Below are 6,894 nucleotides of genomic sequence, written 5' to 3' on the forward strand. Positions count from 1 at the left end.
AGGGCCGTCTCCGCGATGCCTCGCGTCGAGGAGGAGCCGCAGCCGGCCCACGAGCCCGAGGAGACCCGGGCCGTGTTCGACATCGCCGTCGCCCGGATGAGGGGCCAGGGCCGCCCCGCCCACCAGGTGTGGCTGCCGCCGCTGGACGTCCCGAACTCGATGGACCAGCTCCTCGGGGACCTCACGGTGGACCCGCGGCTCGGGCTCGTCAGCCAGCGCTGGCGCGACCGCGGTGCCTACGTCTTCCCGATGGGCATCGTCGACCGCCCGCTCGAGCAGCGACGCGAGATCTTCACCCTGCACCTCGGCGGGGCCGCCGGTCACGTCGCCGTCGTGGGTGGGCCGCGCACCGGTCGCAGCACCTTCCTGCGCAGCCTCGTCGCCTCGATCGCGCTCACCACCACCCCGCTCGAGACGCAGTTCTACATCCTCGACTTCGGCGGCGGGACGTTCACGCCCTTCGCGGGGCTGCCCCACGTCGCGGGCGTCGCCAACCGCAACGAGCCCGACATCGTCCGTCGCACGGTCGCGGAGATCTCGAGCATCATCGACCGCCGCGAGGCCTACTTCCGGGCCAGTGGCATCGACTCCATCGAGACCTACCGCCGCCGCCGCGCGGAGGGCCGGGCCGACGACGGCTACGGCGACATCTTCCTCGTCGTCGACGGGTGGCCGACCATCCGCGCCGAGTTCGACGAGCTCGAGCACGCGATCAGCGGCATCGCCGGACGAGGGCTCACCTTCGGGATCCACGTCGTCATCACGACGTCGCGCTGGATGGACTTCCGCATGCAGATCCGCGACATGCTCGGCACGCGGGTCGAGCTCGGTCTCGGCGACCCGGGCGACTCCGAGATCGACCGCAAGCTCGCCGCGAACGTGCCCAAGGGCCGTCCGGGACGCGGGATCACGACGACGAAGCACCACTTCCTCGCCGGCATACCGCGGGTCGACGGCTCCGGGAGCGTCGAGGACCTCGGCGAGGGCGTCGACGACCTCGTCGCCAGGGTGAGCGCCGCCTGGACGGGTCCGCCGGGGCCCAAGCTCCGCCTCCTGCCCGAGCAGATCAGCCTCGAGACGATCCGCGCGCAGGCCGGTCCCGACGACCGGCGGGTGCTGCTCGGCATCAACGAGAGCAACCTCGAGCCGGTCGGAGTCGACGTCACGGAGGAGTCCCACCTCTACCTCTTCGGCGACACCGACTCGGGCAAGTCCTCGATGCTGCGGGCCTACTCCAGCGAGATCGCGCGCCTCTACACCCCGGCGCAGGCCAAGCTGTTCGTCGTCGACTACCGCCGGGCCCTGCTGGGAGAGCTGCCGCAGGACCACGTCGCCGAGTACATGACGACCGAGGAGCAGGTCACCGCGGAGATCGAGGGCCTCACCGCCTTCCTGCGCACCCGCCTCCCCGGCCCGGACGTCACGCCGGAGCAGCTCCGTGCCCGCTCCTGGTGGTCCGGCTCGGAGGCCTTCATCCTCGTGGACGACTACGACCTCGTCGTCACGTCGGCGGGCTCACCCCTGCGCCCCCTCGTCCCGCTGCTCGCCCAGGCGGCCGACGTCGGCCTCCACCTCGTCGTGACGCGCAGGGCCGGTGGCGCCTCGCGGGCCAGCTACGAGCCGGTGCTGCAGGCGCTGCGCGACCTCGCCACCCCGGGCATCATGCTGAGCTCCCCGCCCGACGAGGGCGCCCTCATCGGCACCGTCAAGGGATCCCTCCAGCCGGCCGGCCGAGGACGTCTCGTCACCCGCGACGAGGGCAACCAGGTCGTCCAGCTGGCGTGGCTGCCGGCGCAGCACGGCTGACCCACGGGGCCGTAGGCTCGCCCCATGGAACCTGTCTACACCCCGGTCATCACTGCGGCTCGCGCCGTGTTCCTCGCTCAGGGGCTGAAGTTCCGGATCGAGGGCGCCGAGCACGTGCCCCGCGTGGGCGGCGCCGTGATGGCGATCAACCACACCGGGTACTTCGACTTCACGTATGCCGGCCTCGCGGCCCATCCGTCGCGGCGTCTCGTCCGCTTCATGGCGAAGACGTCGATCTTCTCGCACCCGGTCGCCGGGCCGCTCATGCGCGGGATGAAGCACATCCCCGTCGACCGGCGTGACGGCAAGGCCTCGTTCATGCGTGCGGTGCAGGCGCTCAAGGACGGCGAGGTCGTCGGGGTCTTCCCGGAGGCGACGATGTCGCGCTCGTTCGACCTCAAGGAGTTCAAGCCGGGCGCGGTGCGGATGGCGCAGGAGGCCGGGGTCCCGATCCTGCCGACGACGATCTGGGGCTCGCAGCGGGTGTGGAGCAAGAACACCCCGAAGCACCTCGGGCGCAGCAACATCCCGATCTTCATCATGATCGGCGAGCCGTTCCACGTGGGTCCCGACGAGAACCGTGCCGAGGCGACGAAGCGGCTGCAGGCGGTCATGGAGGGCCAGCTCCGGCAGCAGCAGGCGGCCTACCCGACGCTCACCGGGGACGACCTCGTCTTCCAGCCCGCGCGGCTGGGTGGCCGGGCTCCGACGCCCGAGGAGGCCGCCGCCGAGGACGCCCACGACATGAGCCGCACCGTCGACAAGTTCAACAAGAAGCGCCGCGGCTGAGGACCGGTCAGACCGGGTGGCCGAGGTGGCCGAGCGCCTGACGCAGCAGGACGCCGTGGCCGCGCTCCATCTCGGCGAGGACGCCGGGCGCGAGGGCCTCGTCGGGCGTGAGCCAGGCGAGGTCGAGCGCGTCGTGCTGGGGCGCGCAGTCGCCGGCGACGGGGACGACGAACGCCAGTGACACCGCGTGCTGGCGCGGGTCGTGGAACGGTGTCACGCCCGGGGTGGGGAAGTACTCCGCCACGGTGAACGGCACCGGCGAGGTCGGCACCCGCGGCAGCGCCATCGGCCCGAGGTCCTTCTCCAGGTGCCGGAGCAGGGCGTCGCGCACACGCTCGTGGTAGAGCACCCGCCCGGAGACGAGCTCGCGCTGGATGTCGCCGTCGTCGGACGCACGCAGCAGCAGGCCCACGGCCACGACCGAGCCGCGCTCGTCGACCCGGACGGGCACGGCGTCGACGTAGAGGATCGGCAGCCGCTCACGGGCGCTGTCGAGCTCCTCGCGGCTCAGCCAGGCTCGGGTCGCGTCCAGCTCGAGATGACTCATGGCGGCGATTGTGCCAGTGGACCCGGTCGGTCAGTCGCGCGTGGTCGCCGGGACGAACTCGACCGGCGCCTCGAAGGCGGCCTTGCGGGCCGCCCGCCGCAGGGTGCGGAGCACGACGCTGCCGGTGAGGCCGACGAGCGCGATGTTCGTGACCGCCCTGCCGATGTCCCAGCCGAGCGAGGTCGCGAACGAGAAGACGACGAAGCGGTGCAGGTTCTCGAGCACCGGCGCCCCCGCGACGAAGGACAGCCCGCCGCCCGGCCCGGTCGTGAACGGCCAGAACATGAGGTTGAGGGCGATGCCGTAGAGCAGCCCGGACACCGCTCCGTATGCCGCGAGCAGGGCGATCTCGGCCCGTCCCCGCAGCGGGGGCAACAGGCCCGCACCGAGGCCGACCCAGGCGGCGCCGAGCATCTGGAAGGGCAGCCAGGGTCCGACGCCCCCGGTGATGAGCGCGGACGCGAACAGCGTCGTCGCGCCGAGGACGAAGCCGAAGCCGGCGCCGAAGACCCGTCCTCCGAGGATGAGCAGGAAGAACACGGTCTCGAGTCCCGCGGTGCCGGCCCCCACCGGTCGCAGCGCCGCGCCGACCGCGGAGAGGACACCGAGCATCGCGATGGCCTTGACGTCGAGCCCGCCCTCGGACACCTCGGCCAGCACCACGGCGAGGAGCAGCGGCATGAGGAGCGAGAAGAGCAGGGGCGCGTCGGTCGAGTGGGCGAAGGCGGTCCCCGGGTCGACGATGAGCGGCCACCCGAAGGCGACCACGCCCGCGAGGCTCACGGCCACGATGGCGAGGGTCGAGCGCGGGCGCAGGCGGACGGCACGGGTCCGCTCCCGGCGACGGCCGGGCGCGGGCGCGGGCGCGAGGGCGGTCACGAGGGCGCACCCACGGCATACCGGACGTCGTCGACGGTGAGCCACGGCTGGGGTGCGGTGATCTTCGCGACCTGCGGGGCGAAGGCCGGGCTGGAGACGACGACCTCACGGGTGGGCCCGTCGGCGACGACCTCCCCGGCGGCCAGGACGACGACCCGGTCCGCGGTCTCGGCGACGAACTCGACGTCGTGCGTGGAGACGACGACGCTGCGGCCACGGGCGGTGAGGTCGTGCAGCGACCGGCGCAGCGCCGCCTTGCCGGCGTAGTCGAGCCCGCGCGTGGGTTCGTCGAGGAGGAGCACCGGTGGGTCGGCGGTGAGCTGGACGGCGAGGACGACGGCGAGCCGCTGACCCTCCGAGAGGTCCCGGGGGTGGCGGTCGTCGGGGACGCCGGGTGCCAGTCCGTCGAGCAGGCCGCGGCAGGTGCCCGCCTCCCGCCCGCTCTCGCGGTCGGCCTGGACGCACTCGGCGCCGACCGAGTCGAGGTAGAGCAGGTCGGCGGCCGACTGGGGGACGAGCCCGACGTGACGGCGTCGCTGCGCGGCGTCGAGGCGGTGGACGTCGACGCCGTCCCTCGGCCCGTCGGTGGCGTGCACGCGGACGCTGCCGGAGCGGAGGTCGCCCGAGCCCTGCAGCCCCCAGAGGAGTGAGGACTTGCCGGCGCCGTTGCGACCCATGAGCGCCGTGACCTCGCCGCCGCGCAGGGTGAGGTCCACCCCGGCGACCGCGACGACCGGGCCGTGCGTGATGACGACGTCGCGGGCCTCGACGAGGGTCGGGCCGTCGGTCGGGATGCGGTCCGGGTGCCTCGGCGCGAGGGAGCGCCACGCGGTGGCGCGGCGGCGGGCGTCACGCACCGACAGGGGGAGCGGCGACCAGCCGGCCCAGCGACCGAGCTCGACGACCGGGGGTGCGACGTCGGCGGTGACCATCGCCGTCGCCGGGTCGCCCTGGGTGACGACACCGTCGGTGCCGACGTGGACGACGGTGTCGGCGTACTGGAGGACGCGCTCGATCCGGTGCTCGGCGACGACGACGGTCACGGCGAGGTCGTGGACGAGCCGGGTGATGGTCGCGAGGACGTCCTCGGCGCCGGTGGGGTCCAGGGCCGACGTGGGCTCGTCGAGGACGATGACGCGGGGGTGGGCGGTGAGCACGGAGCCGATGGCGACGCGCTGCTGCTGGCCGCCCGACAGCTCGCGCAGCGCGGCACCGCGCAGGTCGGCGATCCCGAGGACGTCGAGCGTCTCCTCGACCCGCTTGCGCATCGTCGCGGCCCCGAGGCCCAGCTGCTCCATGCCGTAGGCGAGCTCCTCCTCGACGGTGTCCGTGACGAACCCGGCGAGCGGGTCCTGGCCGACGACCCCCACGAGGTCGGCGAGGTCGCGGGGGCGGTGCTCGCGCGTGTCGCGTCCGAGGAGGCGAACGTGCCCGGCGAGCGTGCCGCCGGTGAAGTGAGGGACGTGCCCGGTGATGGTTCCGAGCAGCGTGGACTTGCCCGAGCCGGTGCGGCCCACGACGAGGACGAGCTCACCCTCGTCGATGCGCAGCGAGACGTCCCGCAGGGTGGGCCCCGGAGCTCCGTCGAAGGTGACGCTCACCCGGTCGAGCTGGACCACAGGCGTGCTCATGTCGCCACCACCGGGATGGGGGCGGTCCGCGTCGTCGTGCCCCGCGTCGCCGGGGGCGGCGGGGGCGGTGTGAGGAACGCCGGCAGGGCCGCCACGAGCAGGCCCGTCACGGCGACGAGCGGCAGCGCCGGCACCGAGAGGGGGTCGAGCGGCATCCCGAGGGAGGCCGCGTCGGCGCGCAGGACGACCCGGACGGCGACCGCGGCGGCGACGCCGGAGCCCACGGCGAGCCACTCGGCCGCCCGCCACGGGTCCGGCCGGTACGTGGAGCGGGCGTTCGCGCGTCCCCCGAGCCAGATGCCGGCCAGGGAGAGGGCGGCCCCGGTGAGGAGCGCGGGCGCTCCGAGCCACCCGGGGGTCGAGGAGTCGAGGATCCCGTAGATGCCGATGGCGCTCGCGAGCAGGCCGCCGAGGGTGCACACCGACGTGAGGGCGCGTGCGCCCGGGGTCACCACCCGACGACGGCCGTAGCCGCGGGAGTCCATCGCGGAGGCGAGCATGAGGGAGCGGTCGAGCGTGTCCTCGAGCACCGGCAGGGCGATGCGGGGCAGCGCCCGGATGCCGCGGGCGGTGTCGCCGCGCAGGGCCCGCGCGCGCATCACCCGCTGGACGCTGTCGGCCAGCTGCGGGGCCACGGTGATGGTGACGACGACGGCGGAGCCGATCTCGCTCAGCGCGCCGGGGAGGCTGCGCAGGAGCCTTTTCGGGTTGGCCAAGGCGTTGGCGGCGCCGATGCAGGCGATCATCACGGCGAGCCGGAGCCCGTCGGTGACCGCCCGGAGCAGGCCCTCGAGGCGGACGTCACCGAGGACGTCGATGCCGGCGGCCCAGGAGGGCAGCGTCACCTCGGGGAGGGGGAGGACGACGGTGTCCCCGGTCTTGAGGCCGACGAGGACGTGGAGCACGGTGCGGACGAGGACGATGAAGACGCCCAGCCAGAGGTAGAGCCGGAACGACCTCGCCCACGGTGAGCTGCCGCGCCGCGAGGTCACGACGAGGGCGGCGACGCCGAGAGCGGCGAGGAGGAGGAACGGGTTCGTCACCGCGCTCACCGCCACGGCCAGCCCGAGGGCCCAGCCCCACCACGCGACCGGGTGGACCGAGCGGGGGAGGGCCGGGCTCATGGCGTCATCCTGCCGGGGTGCGCGACCTCGCGGCCGCTCACCCCGTCGGGCGGCGTCGGACGGCGACCACGGCGACGGCCGCGGCGAGGCCGGCCAGCAGCACACCGCCGCCGACGAG

General features: G+C 73.9%; 6 protein-coding genes. 2 read left to right on the top strand and 4 right to left on the bottom strand.

The window, feature by feature from the left end:
• Both eccCb and N801_RS18175 read left to right on the top strand, forming a co-directional pair.
• On the top strand, nucleotides 1-1,806 hold a 1,806-nt coding region (eccCb, locus tag N801_RS18170; protein ID WP_035940721.1), incomplete at its 5' end, for a type VII secretion protein EccCb.
• A gap of 24 nt (nucleotides 1,807-1,830) precedes the next feature.
• The gene (locus tag N801_RS18175; protein WP_035940722.1) at nucleotides 1,831-2,595 is read left to right on the top strand and encodes a lysophospholipid acyltransferase family protein; all 765 of its coding nucleotides are present in this window, start codon (nucleotides 1,831-1,833) and stop codon (nucleotides 2,593-2,595) included.
• A 7-nt stretch (nucleotides 2,596-2,602) separates the two neighbouring features.
• Here the strand turns inward: N801_RS18175 and N801_RS18180 are convergent, their stop codons facing one another.
• Genes N801_RS18180 through N801_RS18195 form a run of 4 tightly spaced genes read right to left on the bottom strand, consistent with a single transcriptional unit; the run spans nucleotide 2,603 to nucleotide 6,776 of the window.
• The gene (locus N801_RS18180; RefSeq protein ID WP_035940723.1) at nucleotides 2,603-3,142 is read right to left on the bottom strand and encodes an NUDIX hydrolase family protein; all 540 of its coding nucleotides are present in this window, start codon (nucleotides 3,140-3,142) and stop codon (nucleotides 2,603-2,605) included.
• A gap of 30 nt (nucleotides 3,143-3,172) precedes the next feature.
• Complete coding sequence (locus N801_RS18185; protein ID WP_035940724.1) at nucleotides 3,173-4,021, bottom strand: ECF transporter S component; 849 nt, start codon at nucleotides 4,019-4,021, stop codon at nucleotides 3,173-3,175.
• Nucleotides 4,018-5,652 (bottom strand): ABC transporter ATP-binding protein, encoded by a 1,635-nt coding sequence (locus N801_RS18190; RefSeq protein ID WP_245618507.1) that lies wholly within the window; start codon nucleotides 5,650-5,652, stop codon nucleotides 4,018-4,020. Before N801_RS18190 ends, N801_RS18185 begins: the two co-directional genes overlap by 4 nt.
• Nucleotides 5,649-6,776 (bottom strand): energy-coupling factor transporter transmembrane component T, encoded by a 1,128-nt coding sequence (locus tag N801_RS18195; protein WP_052113294.1) that lies wholly within the window; start codon nucleotides 6,774-6,776, stop codon nucleotides 5,649-5,651. The genes N801_RS18190 and N801_RS18195 overlap by 4 nt, the downstream gene beginning before the upstream one ends.
• Between the last annotated feature and the right edge of the window lie 118 nt (nucleotides 6,777-6,894).

The organism is Knoellia aerolata DSM 18566 (assembly GCF_000768695.1).
Lineage (GTDB): Bacteria > Actinomycetota > Actinomycetes > Actinomycetales > Dermatophilaceae > Knoellia > Knoellia aerolata.